Here is a 16,507-nt window from a genome sequence, read left to right as displayed (position 1 = left end):
CGAAGGGGCTCTGCGCCCGCGCGCTGGCGCCCCCCCCAAGAGGATATATGCGCAAACCCGAAGGCATTAACGAGAATTCAACTAATTCGCGGCGATAAACGAAGCACGGTACAGGCGGGGACGCCGATGACCGTCAAGACCGACGGCATCCGGCGCGACCGGTTCGGCCGCGCGTCGGGTGTTCCCATCGGGCTTGTTCAAATATCCCGGGGGTGAGGGCGAAGCCCGAGGGGGCAGAGCCCCCTCATTCTCTGACGTTTGCCGCGGTCCGGCGCCGGCGAGGGCAGCGCCCCCAGATATGCTCAGATGCCGTCGCCGACGAAGGCCTTCTCGACCACATATTCGCGGGGCTCGGAATTCGCGCCTTCGCGCAGGCCGAACCCTTCGAGCACCGCCATCACGTCCTTGTTGAAGGCGAGCGAGCCGCAGACCATCGCGCGGTCGGTCTCGGGGTTCATCGGCTCGAGGCCGAGATCCTTGAACACCTTGCCGTTCTCGAGATTGTCGGTGATCCGGCCCATATGGGGGGATTCCTCGCGGGTCGTGGTCGGGTAATATTTCAGCTTGCCCTCGACCATCTCGCCGATCAGCGGATCGTTGATCAGGTTCTCGACCAGCTGCCGGCCATATTCCAGTTCGGCGACGGTCCGGCAGGTATGCATCATGATGACCTCGTCGAACTTGTCGTAGGTCTCGGGGTCGCGCATCAGCGAGGCGAAGGGCGCGATGCCGGTGCCGGTGGCGAGGAACCACACGCGCTTGCCGGGCAGCAGCGCGTCATGGACCAGCGTGCCCACGGGCTTCGGACGCAGGATGATCTGGTCGCCCACATTGATATGCTGCAGCTTCGAGGTCAGCGGGCCGTCGGGCACCTTGATCGAGTAGAATTCCAGCTCCTCGTCCCAGTTCGGCGAGGCGATGGAATAGGCGCGCAGCAGCGGTTTGCCATTGTCGCCCATCAGTCCGATCATCACGAATTCACCCGAGCGGAAGCGCAGGGATTGCGGCCGCGTCACGCGGAAGGAAAACAGCCGGTCCGTCCAGTGGGTCACTTCGGTCACGGTCTGCGCGTCGGGCAGGGTTTTCACCTTGGGGATCTCGGTCACGGCGCTCTCGTTCATTGTCATATCTCTCTCGGGCCGGGGCAGGCGCCTCGGTCTGGCAAATATGCAGATCGGATACAGCTTGCGTCAGCGCTGGCCCTTGATCTGGCTCAATTGCCGGTCACGGGTGGGGTTTATCGGATATCGGCTGCAGGCGAAAGCCTCAGCCGGCAAGCCGCGCGCGGTAGTCATGCGCGGCCCAGTCGGCGCGGAAGAGCCATTGCGCCTGCGGTTGGCGCTCGGCCAGCTCCGGTGGGATTTCGACCTCGTCAAAGCCGACGCGCCGCGCCATCGCGTATTGATCCGCGATCAGCGGGCCCGCCGCGCGCAGCCGGCCGGAATAGCCGAGCGCACGGATGCGGCGCGCCAGCGAGAAGCCACGCCCGTCCGAGAAGGTCGGGAACAGGACGCGGATCATCTCGGCGCCGTCGATCAGCGCGGGTAGGTATCCCGCATCGATCTCCGGCGCGATATCGAGGCTCGCCCCGGTGAAGTCATCCTCGTGGAAGCCGTCGTCGCGAACGATCACGCTCATGCCACATTCTCCTTGTTCTCAATCACTTGGCCCTCACTGTTCACACGTACGGCCTTGCCGCCGATGAAGTGGATGCCGCATTCGGTCTTGGCGGCGCCGCGCCAGCGGCCCGCGCGTTCGTCCTCGCCCGGTTTCACAGGCGAGGTGCAGGGCGCGCAGCCGATCGAGGGATAGCCTTGCGCCACGAGCGGGTGGCGCGGCAGGCGGTTCTCGACCATGTAATCCTGCACATCCTGCTTGTCCCAATGGGCGAGCGGGTTGATCTTCATCCGCGCCTCGGTCTCGACCTCAAAGAAGTCGAGCGCCGCGCGCTGGCCGCCCTGAAAGCGTTTGCGCCCGGTGATCCAGGCGTCATAGCCCGAGAGCGCGTTTTCCAGCGGCACCGTCTTGCGCAGTGTGCAGCAGGCATCGGTGCTGTACTGGTGCAAAGTGCCATCCGGATCGTCGCGGGCGATCGCGGCCCGATCGGCCTGGATCACCTGCACATTCGTCAGGCCCAGCTTGTGCGCGACGTCGCGCTGATAGGCGAGCGTCTCAGGAAACAGCATCTGCGTGTCGATGAACAGCACCGGCGTGCCGGGCGCGATCACCGAGACCATATGCAAGAGCACCACCGATTCCGCCCCGAAGGAGGAGACCAGCGCGACTTCGCCCACGTCAGCGTCCCGCAACGCCCGCTCCATCACCGCGGTCGCGGCGTGGTGGCGGTAGCGTTCGTTCAGCCCGGCGACGCGCGTTGCGATATCCGGGCGATCATTGAGCGGCATGGCGTTGAGCCTCTGCATAGAGCGCCTCTTTGAACGGGTCCGGGCCAAGGCGACGCAGCGTTTCGAGGAAGCTCTCGGTCGCGTTTTCGCGCAGTTCGAGATAGGCACGCAGCAGACGCTCCAGCGCGGGGATCACCTCCGTATAGGCAAAGCCGGGGCCAGCGCGCTCGCCAAGCGCCATCGTCTCGGTCGCGTCGCCGCCAAGCGTGATCTGGTAGTTCTCCACGCCCGCACGGTCGAGACCGAGGATGCCGATATGGCCCAGATGGTGGTGGCCGCAGGCGTTGATGCAGCCCGAAATCTTGATCTTGAGCGCACCGATCTCCTGCTCCAGCCCGAGGTCGCGGAAATGGGTCGCGATCTGCTGTGCCAGCGGGATCGAGCGGGCCGTGGCCAGCGCGCAGTAATCCATGCCGGGGCAGGCGATGATATCCGAGGTCAGGCCGATATTCGCAGTAGCGAGGCCGCCCTTGCGCAGGGCCTCGAACAGCGCGGGCAGATCGGCCTTCGCGATATGCGGCAGGATCACGTTCTGCTCGTGGCTGATGCGCAGCTCCGACTGGCCGTAGCGTTCGGCAAGCTCCGCCAACAGGCGCATCTGGTCCGAGGTGGCATCGCCCGGAGGCGCGCCGTGATCCTTCAGGCTGACCGTGACCACCGCGTAATCGGGGTTGTGATGGGGCGAGACCGAGCGCGCGGCCCAGTCGCGCAGCAGCGCGTCGACATTGAGCGCGGCTTCGAAGCTCTCGCTCGCCCGCGCAGGCAAAACGGGCGGCGCGAATTGCGCCTTGAGATCTGCGAGGATCGCCTGATCAGCACCTTTGAAGGCCGCGCGGCGGGCCGGGAATTCGGCCTCGACCATCTCGGAAAACGTCTCGATTCCAAGCTCGTGCACGGTGATCTTGATGCGTGCCTTGTATTTGTTGTCGCGCCGGCCTGCGAGGTTCCAGGCCGCTACGATCGACTCCAGATAGGGCAGCAGATCGGCCACTGGCAGGAAGCTGCGCAGTTCCTTCGCGATCATCGGGGTGCGGCCAAGACCGCCGCCCACGAAGACCTGAAAGCCGATCTCGCCATCGCGCTCGACCAGTTGCAGGCCGACATCGTGGCCGCGGATCGCGGCGCGGTCGGCGCGCGCGCCATTGATCGCGATCTTGAACTTGCGCGGCAGGAACTGGAATTCCGGATGGTCGGTGGACCATTGACGGATCAACTCCGCATAGGGGCGCGGATCGGCGATCTCGTCGGCGGCGGCGCCCGCGAAGGCGTCCGTCGTCGTGTTGCGGATCGCGTTGCCCGAGGTCTGGATCGCGTGCATGCCGACATCGGCCAGCGCGTCGATCATGTCCGGCACATCGACCAGCTTCGGCCAGTTGAACTGGATGTTCTGGCGCGTCGTGAAATGCCCATAGCCGCGATCCCAGACATCTGCGATCTTGGCGAGCTGGCGCATTTGCCGCGCGTTGATCGTGCCATAGGGGATCGCCACCCGCAGCATGTAGGCGTGCAGCTGCAGATAGAGCCCGTTCATCAGGCGCAGCGGCTTGAACTCGTCTTCGGTCAGGCTGCCGTCGAGGCGGCGCGCGACCTGATGGCGAAACTGCTCGGCGCGCGCGCGGACGGCGGCGCGGTCGAAATCGCTGGGTTGGAACATGGATCAGCTCCCGGGTAGCTCAATGGAAGGGCCGGAGGCGCGGAAGGCCTCGCGGAAATGCGCGGGCTCGGGGCCATTCGGGCCAAGCGTGGCGGGCGCGAGATAGGCGCCGACGACTTTGTCGGGCTGCGCATTGGCCAGATCGAGCCACATCTCGGCAATCACCGGATCGTCGAGGAAAGCGGCGTCGCTCAGGCGCAGAACCCATTGGCCCGCGTCGTTCATGTAGACGACATGGCCTTCGCGCAGATCGTTGGCGCTGATCACGCCGGGGATGAATTTCTTGCTCATAGCGCGACCTCCTTCAGGGCGATGCGGGCGTCGCGCGGGGCGAGGCCCAGCAGGATCACGGCGGGGCCCTTGGCCTCGGCGGTAACGGTGGGCAGGGTGGCGAGCGTCGCGGGGCGGATCACCTGATCGGCGCGCGAAGCGTTCTCGACCACGCAGGCCGGGGTCGCGGGGGAGGCGCCATGCATCATCAGGCGCCCTTGCACGTAGCGGGCCGCGCGCTTGCCCATGTAGATCGCCGCGACCGCGCCGGGACGAGCGAGCGCCGTCCAATCCTGTTCGGCGAGCCCGTCGGCGTCATGGCCGGTGAGCAGGCGCAGCTCGCGATTGCGGCCGCGTTCGGTCAGGCTCTGGCCGAGCGATGCGGCGGCGGCGGAAGCGGCGGTGATGCCCGGCAGCACGCGATAGGCGATTCCGGCCGCGTCTAGCGCGTCCAGCTCTTCGCCCAGCCGCCCGAACACACCCGGATCGCCGGATTTCAGGCGGAGCACCCGCTGCCCCTCGCGCGCGAGGCGGACGATCAGGTCCGAGATGTCGCTTTGCTTCATCGAGGGGCCGAAACCGGTCTTGCCGGTCTCGATCAACTTCGCCTGCGGACCTGCAAGTGCGAGCACCTCGGCGCTCACCAGCGTGTCGTGCAGGATGACATCGGCGCACGTCATCTCGCGCAGCACCGCCATGGTCAGCAGGTCCGGGTCGCCCGGACCTGCGCCGGCAAGGGTCACCTGGGTCTGAGTTTCGAGAGTTTCCATGTCACGCTCCTCGTCTGCGTCTTGAGCGTTAATATAGGAAAATGTTCTCGTTTTTGGCTATATGCCCTTGCCAATAAGGACATTTGTTCCTTAAGGATTTGATGGGAGTAACAATCTTCTTTCTATCGGAGGGAAATCGGAATGGCGGTGCAGATCGACGAGCTGGATCGGAAAATCCTCGCGGAGCTACAGGACGATGCGAGCCAGTCGCTCGACGAAATCGCGCGGAAAACAGGCTCTTCCAAGACCCCGGTCTGGAACCGGATTCGCAAATTGCGCACGGCGGGGGTGATCGGAAAGCAGACCGCGATCCTCGATCCCGAGGCGCTTGGGTTCGATGCCTGTTTCTTCGTGCTGATCCGAACGTCCGAGCACGAGGCCGAATGGCAGGACAAGTTCCTCGCCACCCTGCGCGCGCGCCCCGAGGTGATGGAAGCGCACCGCCTTGCCGGCGATATCGACTACATCCTGAAAGTGCGGGTCGAGAATGCGCGCGCCTATGACCGCTTCTATCAGGCGCTGATCTCGGAAGTGAAAATTCACAACGTCACGGCGCTTCTGTCGATGGAAGAGCTGAAATCCACCACCGCACTGCCGCTGTGAGCGATCAGCGCTTGGTGTAGGTGGTCTCCAGCTTCTCCAGCCCGTGGAAATGGTAGAGATCGGCGTAATAGGGGCGGCGCGGCAGATCGAGCCCCTGTAGCCGCTCCATCAGAATCGGCAGGGCGAGTTTCAACTCCAGCCGGGCCAGCGGCGCGCCGATGCAGAAATGCGCCCCCGCGCCGAAACTGAAATTGATGCGCACCGGGCGGGACGGGTCGAAGGCGCTCGGATCGTCCCAAGCCGACGGGTCGCGGTTCGCACCGGCGAGTAGCAGCCCGATCCGTTCGCCTTTCCGCAGCATTTGCCCCTGAAACTCCATGTCCTCGTAGAGCCATCGCGTGAACAAGTGCAGCGGCGGATCGAAGCGCAGAAGTTCCTCTACCGTGCCGTCGATCCTCTCTGGCTCCAGCCAATGCGGCGCGACGGTCTGCTCGACGAGGGTCTTCACGCTGTTGCCGATCTGGTGGACGGTCGCCTCGTGACCCGCGTTCAGGAGCAGGATCACGGTGGAAATCAGCTCGTCGCGGCTCAGGTGAACGCCTTCCTCCTCGACCGCGATCAGTTCCGAGATCAGATCGTCGCCGGGCGTTTTGCGGCGGGTCTCGATCAGATCCCCGAGATACTCCGCGAATTCCGTTGAGGCCCGCGCCGCGTCTTCTTCGAGGCTGATGTCGCGGCGGGCCTGATACATCTGCACCATCGCGTTCGACCACGCGAGAAGCTTGTCGGCATCCTTCTCCGGCACGCCCAGAAGCCGCGCAATCACGATCACCGGAAGGGGCTTCGCGAAATGCTCCAGCAGGTCGCAGCCGCCCTCGGGCAGTTCGTCGACCAGCCGGTGGCAGAGTGTCGCGATCTCGTCCTCCATGCCTGCGATCCGGCGCGGAGTGAAGGCCTTCGTCACCAGCTTGCGCAGGCGGGTGTGGGTCGGCGCCTCCAACTCCAGCATCGAATGACGTTCGATCGCATAGAAGGGCTCGAGATGCTTCGGAACCTCCACCGCGTGTTCTGGCGGGGCTTCGCGCCCCAACCGCCGGTCCCGCAGCGCCGCGCCGACGATCGCGGCGCGCGCAGTCACGTGAAACCCGTATTCGGGCCATTGAACGAGAGGCGCGCCTTGACGCACGCGGTCATAGAACGGGTAAGGGTTCTGCACGAAATCTGGGTCGAGCGGGGATTGGGAAAGGGTCTGCATCGGCGCTCCGTTTGGTCGGAGGCCAGATTGGGCAGAAGGCGCCGCGCGATGCAAGACCAAGCGAACACGCCGCCTTGCATTGCCGCGCGGTTGGTCGCAAGGAAAGGGCGGGAGAGTGCTGATGCTGGGCCGTGTCGCTATATTGCTCATCTGGATCGCGCTGACGCTCGCCGCCTCGATCGGGGTGTGGCGGGTATCGGCGCGCGAGGGTCTGGCGCGGATCGAGGCGCAGGGGCAGTCCGACCTGCGGCTGGCCTCGGATCGTCTGGTGGCGGCCCTTCTGCAGTTTCGCGAAGTGGCCGTTCTGGCCGCCGATCATCCCGACGTGGTCGCGCTGGCGGGGCGTTTTGCCGAAGGGGGCAAGGCGGTCGGCACGTGGCGCGATGACGCGGTGAGCCTGACCTTGCAGCGCTTGGCCGATCACGCGGGCGCGCGCGACATCTGGCTGATCGCGCCGGGAGGCACGGTGCTCGCGGGCCCTGCGGACAGTCCCGATCGGGTCACGATGAACCGGGCGCTGGCCCGCGCCGCGCAAGGCGCGACTGGGTCAGAACATTTCGTCGATCCCGATACCGGCGACCGGCTGTTCGTCTTCGCCGCACCTGTCTTCGCCTCTGGCGGCCGCGTCTCGGGGATCGTGCTGCTGCGGCTGAATGCCGAGGATGTCGAGGCCGAGGGGCGCGGCAACCCGGTGCCCGTCTGGTTTACCGATGCCGACGGGGTGAGCTTCCTGACCAATCGGACCGATCTGGTGCTACTGTCCGAACCGGGCGCACGTCCCGATCCCGCGACCTATCCGGCGGGCTCGCTCGCCGGGGTGCTTCACTTGCGCGAACGCAATCTGGCGGGCCATCGTCTGGTGTCGGGGGATGGCTCGCTCGCCGGTCCCGCGCTGGATGTGTCGCGCGAATTGCCGGTGATCCAGATGGAGGGTCACGCGCTCGCCGCCGCCGATCCGGTGCTGCGCGCGGCGCGGCTTGCCGCGCTCTCGACGGCGGCCGGGTTTCTGGCGGTGGGCGCGGTGATCTTCGCACTCTGGGAGCGCAGGCGCGCGTTGGCAGAGGCAAATGCCGCGCTTGAGGTTCGCGTGGCGGAGCGCACGGCGGAGCTGTCGACCGCGAACGAGGAATTGCGCCGCACGCAGGCCGAGTTGGTGCAGGCGGGCAAGCTTTCGGCGCTGGGGCAGATGTCGGCGGGGATCAGTCACGAACTGAACCAGCCGCTGATGGCGATCTCGTCTTATGCAGAGAATGCCGAATTGCTGCTCGATCGCGGTCGGACAGAAGAGGCGGGCGAAACGCTGGGTAAGATCGGCGCGATGGCGCACCGTATGGCGCGCATCATCCGCAACCTGCGCGCCTTTGCGCGGCAGGAGAGCGAGCCCGCGACCCGCGTCGGTCTCGCGGCGGTGGTGGAAAGCGCGCTCGAGATGCTCGACGAACGGCTGAAGCGCGCGGGCGTCACCGTCGACTGGCAGCGTCCTGATTTCCCCGCGATCGTCATGGGTGGCGAGGTGCGGCTCAGCCAGGTCGTCATCAACCTGATCTCGAACGCGATCGAGGCGATGGAGGGCCAGCCCGAGCGCCGCCTGACGATCCGCATGGCGCGCACGGATGGCATGATCCGCCTCAGCCTGCGCGACACCGGACCGGGCATCCGCGACCCCGAGCGTATCTTCGATCCGTTCTACTCGACCAAGGAAGCCGGATCGGCAGAGGGGCTTGGCCTCGGCCTTTCGATCTCTTACGGGCTTGTGCAAGGGTTCGGCGGCAACCTGCGCGGCGAGAATGTTCCGGGGGGCGGGGCGCGCTTCACCATCGATCTGCGCGAAGCTGCGAGCCAACCCAGACCAACCGAGGTGGAGACATGATGCGCCGGGTTCTCTTTGTCGATGACGACCGCGCGGTGCGCGAGGCGCTAGGCCAGACGCTGGAACTGGCTGGGCTGAAGCCGACGCTCGCAGGGAGCTATATCGAAGCGAAGGACCATATCTCGACCGAGTTCGAGGGGATCGTGGTCACCGATATCCGGATGCCCGGGAAGGACGGGTTCGCGCTGCTGGACCTCGTGCAGAAGGCCGATGCGGAGCTGCCCGTCGTCCTGCTGACCGGCGAGGCCGATGTGCCGATGGCAGTGCGCGCGATGGCAGCGGGCGCGTTCGACTTTCTGGAAAAGCCTTGCGCAGGGAAAGACTTGCTGGCCGTTGTCGAGAAGGCGCTGGAAACGCGCGCGCGCGTAATGGAAGCGCGGTTCTCGCGGGCCGCCGGCAAGCGTGGCGATGCCGCGGCACGGATGCTGGTTGGCGACTCTCCGGTGGCGGAGGGCCTGCGCGAAGCGGCCCGTCGCGCGGCGCGCTCGGGCGCCGAGGTGCTGATCACCGGCGCGCCGGGTGCGGGCAATTCCAAGCTCGCCGAGGTGATCCATCTGCTCTCTACCAATGCGCGCCGTCCCTTCGTTAAACTCGCCGCGGCGGGCCTCGACGTGGAGGCGCTGGAGGCCGGTTTCGCGCAGGCCGAGGGCGGCACGCTTTACCTAGACGAGGTGGCCGACCTGCCGCGCCCGGCGCAATTCGCGCTGATCGAGCTCTTGGAGACCCGGCCTGCCACGCGCCTTATCGCGGGCACCTATCGCGACCTGCCAGGCGAGGCGCGGGCAGGGCGCTTCCACCCCGATCTCTACTGGCGGCTGGAGGCGTTGAAGGTGCGTATCCCCTCGCTCTCGGAACGCCCCGAGGACATTCCCGCGCTGTTTCGCCACTATGTCGCCACCGCCTGCGAACAGGCCAACCTGCGCGCGCCCGAAATCCCGGCCGAGATGACCGCACAGCTGATGGCCCGCGACTGGCCCGGCAATGCCCGCGCGCTTATGTCGGAGGCGATGCGCTTCGCGATGGGGCTGGAGGCGGGCGAGCCGCCGGCGGAGCTGGGCCTGTCCGAGCGGATGGCGGCGGTCGAGAAGTCGCTGCTGGCCGAGGCGCTGACCCGCGCGGGCGGCAACGCGACCGAGGCGGCGGCCGCGCTGAAGCTGCCGCGCAAGACCTTCTACGACAAGCTCGCACGCCATGGGCTGCGGCCCGACGATTACCGCGACTAGGGGCGGGCGAGGATTCGCACGGAGCCGCCTGTATCTGTGCGGGATTTCGCACACCCCTCGTCGGCGCGGGATCGGGGCTTTCTCGTAAGGCTTTGACTTAGATTGGTTATTCGGCATTGTCACAAGAGCTTCACGAAACAGTTGATCGGATCTCTCGGCGCCTTTCTGCTTGCCCCGATGCCGGGGAGGACCGGCGTGACATGAATACCGGGAGGACATTATGAAGAAATTTACCGCCGCCGTTTCGGCGCTCGCCCTCATGGCTTCGGCCTCGGTCGCAATGGCCGATCCGACGGGCTGCGACGAAGGCGAAATGGTCATCAAGTTCAGCCACGTCACCAATACCGACAAGCACCCGAAAGGGATCGCGGCGGCGCTGTTCGCCAAGCGCGTGAACGAAGAGATGGACGGCAAGGCCTGCGTCGAAGTCTACCCGAACTCCACCCTCTACAACGATGATCAGGTGCTGGAAGCGATGCTGCAGGGCGACGTGCAGATGGCTGCGCCCTCGCTGTCGAAATTCGAGACCTTCACCAAGAAATACCGCATCTTCGATCTGCCCTTCATGTTCAAGAACATGGAAGCCGTGGACGAATTCCAGAATTCCGAAGTCGGCCAGTCGATGAAAGAAGCGATGGTGCGTCGCGGTCTGCTGGGCCTCGATTTCTGGCATAACGGCCTCAAGCAGTTCTCGGCCAACAAGCCGCTGCTGGTGCCGGGCGACGCCAAGGGTCTGAAGTTCCGCGTGCAGCCCTCCGACGTGCTGATCGCGCAGATGGAAGCGCTGGGGGCGTCGCCGCAGCCGATGGCCTTCTCGGAAGTCTATGGCGCGCTGCAGACCGGCGTGGTCGACGGGCAGGAAAACACCTGGTCGAACATCTACGGCCAGAAGTTCTACGAAGTGCAGGACGGCATCACCGAAACCAACCACGGCCTGCTCGACTACATGGTCGTGACCTCGGTCGACTGGTGGGACAGCCTCGATCCGGCGATGCGTGACCAGATCAAGTCGATCCTCGACGAGGTCACGCAGGAGCGCAACGCCGCCGTGAACCAGGTCAACGAAGAGAACCGTCAGGCGATCCTCGATGCCGGTGCGACGATCCGCGAACTGACGCCCGAGCAGCGCCAGCAATGGGTCGATGCGATGAAGCCGGTCTGGGACCAGTTCAAGGATGACGTCGGTCAGGAAAACATCGACGCAGCGCAGGCGATCAACGCCAAGCACTGATCCGGAACGGACGGGCGACGGACCCCACCCGTCGCCCGAACTCACGGCGCGCGCGGCCCCCACATCACCCGCGCGCGCCACTTTCACCTCTCGACCTCAGACCGGAGTGAGCCATGAGCCAGCGCTATGAGCCGCGTAACGGGTTTTCGCGGGCGATCCACAACCTCGAGGAGACGCTGATCGCGTTGATCCTCGGCGTCATGACGGTGATCACCTTCGTCAATGTCGTACTGCGCTACGTCTTCAACTCCTCGCTGATCTGGGGGCTGGAGACGACGCTGATCCTGTTTGCCTGGCTGGTACTTCTGGGCATGAGCTACGCGGTGAAAGTGACCGCGCATCTGGGCGTCGATGCAATTATCAACATGCTGCGCCCCGGACCGCGCAAGGCCATGAGCCTCGTCGCGGCGGGCCTGTGCATTCTCTACGCGGTCCTGCTGCTGAAAGGGGCTTGGGATTACTGGGCGCCGTTCGCCGGGTTCGAGCAGACCTCGGGGCGCTGGTTCCCGACCGGCTTCCAGGAGACGCGCGACCGCGCCTTCTACGAGACCGACCAGGTGCCGATCGCGGATTGGCTCGCCGTCTGGCTCGGCGACCGGTTCAACATGGGCGAGGCCTATGACAAGTTGCCGCGTTTCATCCCCTATCTGATCCTGCCGATCGGCGTGACGCTTTTGCTGATCCGCTTCGTACAGGCGGCGATCGGGGTCGCCACGGGCACGCGTGCGGCGCTGATCGTGAGCCACGAAGCCGAAGACCAAGTGGCCGACGTGGCCCATTTCAACAAGGGTGACTGAGGCATGGATATTCTGTTCCTTTTCGTGATGGTGATCGGCTTCATGCTGATCGGCGTGCCGATCGCGGTCTCTCTTGGCCTGGCCTCGACGCTGTTCCTGCTGATCTTTTCGGACGCCTCGCTCGCCTCCATCGCGCAGTCGCTCTACGACGCGATGGACAACCACGCGACGCTGCTGGCGATCCCGTTCTTCATCCTTGCCTCGAGCTTCATGTCGACCGGGGGGGTGGCGCAACGGATCATCCGCTTCGCCATCGCCGTGGTAGGGCACCTGCCGGGCGGACTGGCCATCGCGGGCGTATTCGCCTGTATGCTGTTCGCGGCGCTCTCGGGCTCGTCGCCTGCAACCGTGGTCGCCATCGGCTCCATCGTCATCGCGGCGATGCGTCAGGTGGGCTACTCCAAGGATTTCGCCGCTGGCGTTATTTGTAACGCCGGCACGCTCGGCATCCTGATCCCGCCGTCGATCGTGATGGTCGTCTATGCTTCGGCGACCGACGTGTCGGTGGGCCGGATGTTCCTTGCGGGCGTCATTCCGGGCCTTCTTGCGGGCGTGATGCTGATGGCCACGATCCTGTTCTTCGCGATCAAGCGCAACCTGCCGAAAGGCGAGTGGCAAGGCTGGGGCGAGGTCGGCGCGAGCTTCGTCGACGCGTTCTGGGGCCTGATGCTGATCGCGATCATCATGGTGGGCCTCTACGGTATCCCCGGCATCACGGGTGGTATCTTCACCCCCACCGAGGCCGCTGCCGTCGCCGCCGTCTATGCATGGTTCGTCGCGAACTTCATCTATCGCGACATGGGGCCGCTCGACGAGGGCGAGCGAAAAACCTCACTTCTGAAGAAGCCGCAGGCACTGATCACCGCCATTTGGCACAAGGGCACGCGCGATACGCTGTTCGAAGCGGGCAAGCTGACAATCACGCTGATGTTCATCATCGCCAACGCGCTGATCCTCAAGCACGTCCTGACCGACGAGCAAATTCCGCAGAAGATCACCGAGGCGCTCCTCGGCGCAGGTCTCGGCAAGATCATGTTCCTCGTGATCGTCAACGTCATCCTGCTGATCGGCGGGCAGTTCATGGAGCCTTCAGGCCTCATCCTGATCGTCGCCCCGCTGGTCTTCCCGATCGCGATGGAGCTGGGCGTCGATCCGATCCATCTCGGCATCATCATGGTTGTGAACATGGAGATCGGGATGATCACGCCGCCGGTGGGTCTGAACCTTTTCGTAACCTCAGGCGTGGCAGGAATGCCGATCATGCGGGTCGTGAAGGCGGCCGCGCCCTTCCTCGCCGTGCTCTTCGTCTTCCTGATCCTGGTCACCTACGTGCCGTTCCTGTCGACATGGCTGCCGACGATGGCGATGGGACCGGAGACGGTCGTGAAATAACCCGAGCGGGGCAGGGGCTACTTCCGGCCCGATGTCCCGCCATTCCAACTAGGCGCGCCCGTGGCATCCCCACGCGGCGCGCTTTTCTGTGGGGTCGGTCTAGGGTGCTCTGCCCCCGCGCTGCGCGCGCGCCCCGGGACATTTCCGCCAGGGCGAGAAAACTGGATATTCTTTCGGCTTGGCGCAAATATCCCGGGGTGAATTCGCGAATGCGAAGAGGGGCAGCGCCCCTGCTGCCCGCTCGGAAATGGCACCGGCGCAAAATAAAAGGGCGACCCGATCGGCCGCCCCTCCTGCTCTGGCTATCGCCTGATTTTATTTCTGTTCGGAACCCGTCGGAGCCGCAGCGGCTGCAGCAGCCTCGGAGGCCGGCGGCGCGAGCTTCGGCGTGCCCTGACCGGTCTGCAGCGGGTCGTCCTGACGCTGCACCGAGCCTTCGAAATGCGCGCCGCTCTCGATCGCGATGGTTTTGTGAATGATGTCGCCTTCGACGCGTGCGGTCGAGGTCAGGCGCACCTTCAGGCCGCGCACACGGCCCACGACGCGGCCATTGACCACGACGTCGTCTGCCATGATCTCACCCTTGATCGTGGCGCTTTCGCCGACGGTCAGCAGGTGGGCGCGGATGTCGCCTTCGACGGTGCCTTCGATCTGGATGTCGCCGGTCGTCTTGACGTTGCCGGTGATGGTCAGGTCCGAGGAGAGAACCGAGGGCGCGGGCTTGGAGCGCGGCGCGGAGCTCGGCGTGTAGTCGCTCGAGCTGGACGTGGGGCGGCTCGGAGCGGTCGCGCTTTCAGCGGATTTGGGCTTGTCGCCGTCGGCCTTGGGGCCCGGTTCATGGATTTTCGATTTAGAAAACATTCTTACCAGCCTTGATGAAGGTCATCGGGTTAATTGGCTTGCCTCCGAGCCGGACCTCGTAGTGCAGATGCGGTCCCGTGGAGTGTCCGGTATTGCCCATATCAGCAATCCACTCGCCTTGCGACACCTTTTGCCCGACTTTCACGTGGAATTTGTTCAGGTGACCGTAGCGGGTGGTGATGCCGAAGTCGTGGCGGATCTTGATGATGTTGCCGTAGCCGCGCTCGTGCTCGGCCGCGATCACGACGCCATCGGCGGGCGCGTAGACCTTGGTGCCGATCGGAGCCGCCATATCGACGCCCTCATGCATCCGGCCCCAGCGCCAACCGAAGGGCGAGGAGAACCGGAAATGCGCCTTCACGGGCATCGAGAGCGGCAGCTTGTCGACGGCGATGCGATACATGTTCATCTCGTCGAGCTTGCGCAGGATGTTCTCGGCTCGGGCGGTATCGCCGTCGAGATCGGCTGTGCCCTTGGTCGAGAGCGAGATCGGCGAGAGCGGCCCGCCGGTGCCCGAATAGCCGCGCTTGATCTCCTTGAGGACGTGATCGGGGTCCATGCCGGCCTGCTTGAACACCTTGTCGAGCGGCTCCATCGAGATTTTCACGGCGCCTTCGAGCGTGGTGAAGATCTCGTCGTTGCGCTGTTCGAGAAGCCGCTTCTGCAGCGCGATCTTGTCCATCTGCAGCTGCGCGGTCTTGGCGTCGGCATTCGCTGTGTCGCGTTCCTTGGCTGTCTCTCCGAGTGCGCTGGTCAGCATGTCGACCGTTTTCGCCATGTCCTCCGCGCGGGCTGCCGGGGTGGGGCCGGCATCGGGGCCTTTGCCCTCGGCCTTGGCGAGTGCGAGGCGGGCGTTGTCGCGCTCTTCCATGGTGCGGCGCAGGGTCGCCTGAATCACGCCGATCCCGGTTTCCAGCTCGCGCTTGCGCTCTTCCGAGGCGAGCAGCGTGGATTGCATCTTCGAGACCTGCTCGAGGGCGGTCTGGAAGCGGTCTTGAGCGGCGAGAGCCTCGGCCGCGCGGGCGTCGCGCTCTTGCGAGAGCGCGTCGAGGCGTCGCTCGAAAGCGATTTTCGCAACCTTGTCGTTCTGCGCGGCCCCGCCAGAGGAAATCCCGTCGATGAAGAGCATCGAGGTCGCGACCATCGACCACACGAATACGCCAGCGCCAATCGCCAAGACGCTCGCCTGCGTGAGGGGGCGCAGTCGGACGAACCGCGTGGCGCTGTCTGATTTCAGAAACAGCCGCTGTTCGGGCAGGATGCGCTCGAGACGGGTGTTCAGGCGGTCGAGAATGCGTCTAGGCAAGCCGGTCGGTCCTGTGTTTGTTTCGGATCAAGGGCGACCACGAAGGGGCCGCGCGTCGCTCGCGGCGGTGCACCCGTCCTGCTTGTGGATAAGTCCTCCGCCCTTGGCCAAAGGGATTACCAAGGGGGGCAGGTCCGGGCAACCTCTTTCCCGGGCACATTCGGTCACGGTTCCCTCGCGCGCGCGGTATGAGCGGTTTCTTGCCCAAAAGACGGGACTTCCCGGCGGTTTAGGTCCTGCCGGTCATGCGGGCGTCACGTTGGTGTGATCCGCGCTTGCCGCTGGCGGTCGCCGTGCGACGGGCGCCGCGTCGCGAAGGCGGACGCCCGGGAAAGTCCCTTTTCGGGGTTTCGCTCAGCAGAGCTCTCGGACGGCGCCGAGCACCTCTTCTGCGTGGCCTTTGACCTTCACCTTCGGCCAGACCTTCGCCACCTTGCCGTCTGCGTCGATCAGGAAGGTCGCGCGAACAATGCCCCAGAAGGTCTTGCCATACATCGATTTTTCGGCCCAGACACCGTAAGCTTCGCAGGTTTCCGCATCATCGTCGGAGGCCAGATATATGCCCAGGTCATGCTTGGCGCAGAAATTCTCGTGCTTCTTCAGGCTGTCCTTGGAGATGCCGACAACGACCGCGCCTGCGGCGGCGAAATCCGGGGCGAGCCGGGTGAAATCGAGCGCCTCGGTGGTGCAGCCGGGCGTGTTGTCCTTGGGGTAGAAATACAGCACGACCGGACGGCCGGCGAAGGCCGACAGCGTCAGGTTGCCCTCCTCCGTGATCGGATTTCCGAGTGTTTCGAAGCTTTTGCCACCCGTGGCGGGCAGAGTGAAGTCCGGCGCTTTTTCGCCTGTCTCGATCATTGGGGAACCTCCTTGCAAGTTCGGGGCTTACTTTCCACGCCCGCTTGCGCGAGACTTAACCACGAGGCAGGA

At 65.0% G+C, this 16,507-nt stretch carries 16 protein-coding genes; 6 read left to right on the top strand and 10 right to left on the bottom strand.

What is annotated here, in order from left to right; all coding sequences use genetic code 11:
* Positions 1–302: 302 nt before the first annotated feature.
* The 6 genes from DEM26_RS11375 to cobA all read right to left on the bottom strand — a co-directional run bounded on the left by DEM26_RS11375 (position 303) and on the right by cobA (position 5,099).
* Positions 303–1,121 (bottom strand): ferredoxin--NADP reductase, encoded by an 819-nt coding sequence (locus tag DEM26_RS11375; protein WP_088719387.1) that lies wholly within the window; start codon positions 1,119–1,121, stop codon positions 303–305.
* A 145-nt stretch (positions 1,122–1,266) separates the two neighbouring features.
* Complete coding sequence (locus DEM26_RS11370) at positions 1,267–1,638, bottom strand: DUF934 domain-containing protein (protein ID WP_109172435.1); 372 nt, start codon at positions 1,636–1,638, stop codon at positions 1,267–1,269.
* Complete coding sequence (locus tag DEM26_RS11365) at positions 1,635–2,405, bottom strand: phosphoadenylyl-sulfate reductase (protein ID WP_075774740.1); 771 nt, start codon at positions 2,403–2,405, stop codon at positions 1,635–1,637. Before DEM26_RS11365 ends, DEM26_RS11370 begins: the two co-directional genes overlap by 4 nt.
* A complete protein-coding gene (locus DEM26_RS11360; RefSeq protein WP_109172434.1) occupies positions 2,392–4,059 on the bottom strand; it encodes a nitrite/sulfite reductase in 1,668 nt (555 codons plus the stop codon). Before DEM26_RS11360 ends, DEM26_RS11365 begins: the two co-directional genes overlap by 14 nt.
* Positions 4,060–4,062: 3 nt before the next feature.
* Positions 4,063–4,350, bottom strand: coding sequence for a DUF2849 domain-containing protein (locus DEM26_RS11355; RefSeq protein ID WP_075774576.1), 288 nt, complete (start codon positions 4,348–4,350; stop codon positions 4,063–4,065).
* Positions 4,347–5,099: a uroporphyrinogen-III C-methyltransferase gene (gene cobA / locus DEM26_RS11350; protein ID WP_109172433.1), complete on the bottom strand. Its 753-nt coding sequence runs from the start codon at positions 5,097–5,099 to the stop codon at positions 4,347–4,349. Before cobA ends, DEM26_RS11355 begins: the two co-directional genes overlap by 4 nt.
* Before the next feature lie 141 nt (positions 5,100–5,240).
* Here cobA and DEM26_RS11345 point away from each other — a divergent pair, with 141 nt between their 5' ends.
* A complete protein-coding gene (locus tag DEM26_RS11345) occupies positions 5,241–5,702 on the top strand; it encodes an Lrp/AsnC family transcriptional regulator (protein WP_075774578.1) in 462 nt (153 codons plus the stop codon).
* A gap of 4 nt (positions 5,703–5,706) precedes the next feature.
* On the opposite strand, the gene DEM26_RS11340 is transcribed toward DEM26_RS11345, so the two are convergent.
* Positions 5,707–6,897 (bottom strand): cytochrome P450, encoded by a 1,191-nt coding sequence (locus DEM26_RS11340; RefSeq protein ID WP_109172432.1) that lies wholly within the window; start codon positions 6,895–6,897, stop codon positions 5,707–5,709.
* Between the two features lie 121 nt (positions 6,898–7,018).
* Between DEM26_RS11340 and DEM26_RS11335 the strand changes: the two genes are divergently transcribed.
* The 5 genes from DEM26_RS11335 to DEM26_RS11315 all read left to right on the top strand — a co-directional run bounded on the left by DEM26_RS11335 (position 7,019) and on the right by DEM26_RS11315 (position 13,410).
* On the top strand, positions 7,019–8,767 hold the full coding sequence (locus DEM26_RS11335) for an ATP-binding protein (protein WP_088721730.1): 1,749 nt from the start codon (positions 7,019–7,021) through the stop codon (positions 8,765–8,767).
* Positions 8,764–9,990 carry a sigma-54-dependent transcriptional regulator gene (locus DEM26_RS11330; RefSeq protein ID WP_075774581.1) on the top strand — a complete coding sequence of 409 codons (1,227 nt, stop codon included), beginning with the start codon at positions 8,764–8,766 and terminating at the stop codon, positions 9,988–9,990. Before DEM26_RS11335 ends, DEM26_RS11330 begins: the two co-directional genes overlap by 4 nt.
* A 220-nt stretch (positions 9,991–10,210) precedes the next feature.
* Positions 10,211–11,221 (top strand): TRAP transporter substrate-binding protein, encoded by a 1,011-nt coding sequence (locus DEM26_RS11325; RefSeq protein ID WP_075774582.1) that lies wholly within the window; start codon positions 10,211–10,213, stop codon positions 11,219–11,221.
* A gap of 113 nt (positions 11,222–11,334) precedes the next feature.
* Positions 11,335–12,018, top strand: a complete 684-nt coding sequence (locus tag DEM26_RS11320) for a TRAP transporter small permease (RefSeq protein WP_075774583.1) — start codon at positions 11,335–11,337, stop codon at positions 12,016–12,018.
* A gap of 3 nt (positions 12,019–12,021) precedes the next feature.
* Entirely contained in the window at positions 12,022–13,410 is a 1,389-nt protein-coding gene (locus DEM26_RS11315) for a TRAP transporter large permease (protein WP_088735679.1), read from the top strand.
* 315 nt (positions 13,411–13,725) lie between these two features.
* On the opposite strand, the gene DEM26_RS11310 is transcribed toward DEM26_RS11315, so the two are convergent.
* The 3 genes from DEM26_RS11310 to DEM26_RS11300 form a co-directional block, all read right to left on the bottom strand.
* Positions 13,726–14,271: a bactofilin family protein gene (locus DEM26_RS11310; protein ID WP_075774585.1), complete on the bottom strand. Its 546-nt coding sequence runs from the start codon at positions 14,269–14,271 to the stop codon at positions 13,726–13,728.
* Positions 14,261–15,577 (bottom strand): M23 family metallopeptidase, encoded by a 1,317-nt coding sequence (locus DEM26_RS11305; protein ID WP_088718836.1) that lies wholly within the window; start codon positions 15,575–15,577, stop codon positions 14,261–14,263. The genes DEM26_RS11310 and DEM26_RS11305 overlap by 11 nt, the downstream gene beginning before the upstream one ends.
* Before the next feature lie 354 nt (positions 15,578–15,931).
* Positions 15,932–16,435, bottom strand: coding sequence for a peroxiredoxin (locus tag DEM26_RS11300; protein WP_088735677.1), 504 nt, complete (start codon positions 16,433–16,435; stop codon positions 15,932–15,934).
* Positions 16,436–16,507: the final 72 nt, after the last annotated feature.

It is taken from the genome of Thioclava sp. NG1 (assembly GCF_003122275.1).
GTDB lineage: Bacteria > Pseudomonadota > Alphaproteobacteria > Rhodobacterales > Rhodobacteraceae > Thioclava > Thioclava nitratireducens.
The sequence above is the reverse complement of the archived record's forward strand: the minus strand, read 5'-3'. Positions and strand labels throughout refer to the sequence as shown.

Excerpts from the sequence above, each read along its gene's own strand:
- DEM26_RS11315 (WP_088735679.1), top strand. The coding sequence starts at position 12,022 with ATGGATATTCTGTTCCTTTTCGTGATGGTGATCGGCTTCATGCTGATC.
- DEM26_RS11330 (WP_075774581.1), top strand. The coding sequence starts at position 8,764 with ATGATGCGCCGGGTTCTCTTTGTCGATGACGACCGCGCGGTGCGCGAG.
- DEM26_RS11370 (WP_109172435.1), bottom strand. The coding sequence starts at position 1,638 with ATGAGCGTGATCGTTCGCGACGACGGCTTCCACGAGGATGACTTCACC.
- cobA (WP_109172433.1), bottom strand. The coding sequence starts at position 5,099 with ATGGAAACTCTCGAAACTCAGACCCAGGTGACCCTTGCCGGCGCAGGT.
- DEM26_RS11340 (WP_109172432.1), bottom strand. The coding sequence starts at position 6,897 with ATGCAGACCCTTTCCCAATCCCCGCTCGACCCAGATTTCGTGCAGAAC.
- DEM26_RS11320 (WP_075774583.1), top strand. The coding sequence starts at position 11,335 with ATGAGCCAGCGCTATGAGCCGCGTAACGGGTTTTCGCGGGCGATCCAC.
- DEM26_RS11300 (WP_088735677.1), bottom strand. The coding sequence starts at position 16,435 with ATGATCGAGACAGGCGAAAAAGCGCCGGACTTCACTCTGCCCGCCACG.
- DEM26_RS11365 (WP_075774740.1), bottom strand. The coding sequence starts at position 2,405 with ATGCCGCTCAATGATCGCCCGGATATCGCAACGCGCGTCGCCGGGCTG.
- DEM26_RS11360 (WP_109172434.1), bottom strand. The coding sequence starts at position 4,059 with ATGTTCCAACCCAGCGATTTCGACCGCGCCGCCGTCCGCGCGCGCGCC.
- DEM26_RS11355 (WP_075774576.1), bottom strand. The coding sequence starts at position 4,350 with ATGAGCAAGAAATTCATCCCCGGCGTGATCAGCGCCAACGATCTGCGC.
- DEM26_RS11310 (WP_075774585.1), bottom strand. The coding sequence starts at position 14,271 with ATGTTTTCTAAATCGAAAATCCATGAACCGGGCCCCAAGGCCGACGGC.
- DEM26_RS11375 (WP_088719387.1), bottom strand. The coding sequence starts at position 1,121 with ATGAACGAGAGCGCCGTGACCGAGATCCCCAAGGTGAAAACCCTGCCC.
- DEM26_RS11335 (WP_088721730.1), top strand. The coding sequence starts at position 7,019 with ATGCTGGGCCGTGTCGCTATATTGCTCATCTGGATCGCGCTGACGCTC.
- DEM26_RS11345 (WP_075774578.1), top strand. The coding sequence starts at position 5,241 with ATGGCGGTGCAGATCGACGAGCTGGATCGGAAAATCCTCGCGGAGCTA.
- DEM26_RS11325 (WP_075774582.1), top strand. The coding sequence starts at position 10,211 with ATGAAGAAATTTACCGCCGCCGTTTCGGCGCTCGCCCTCATGGCTTCG.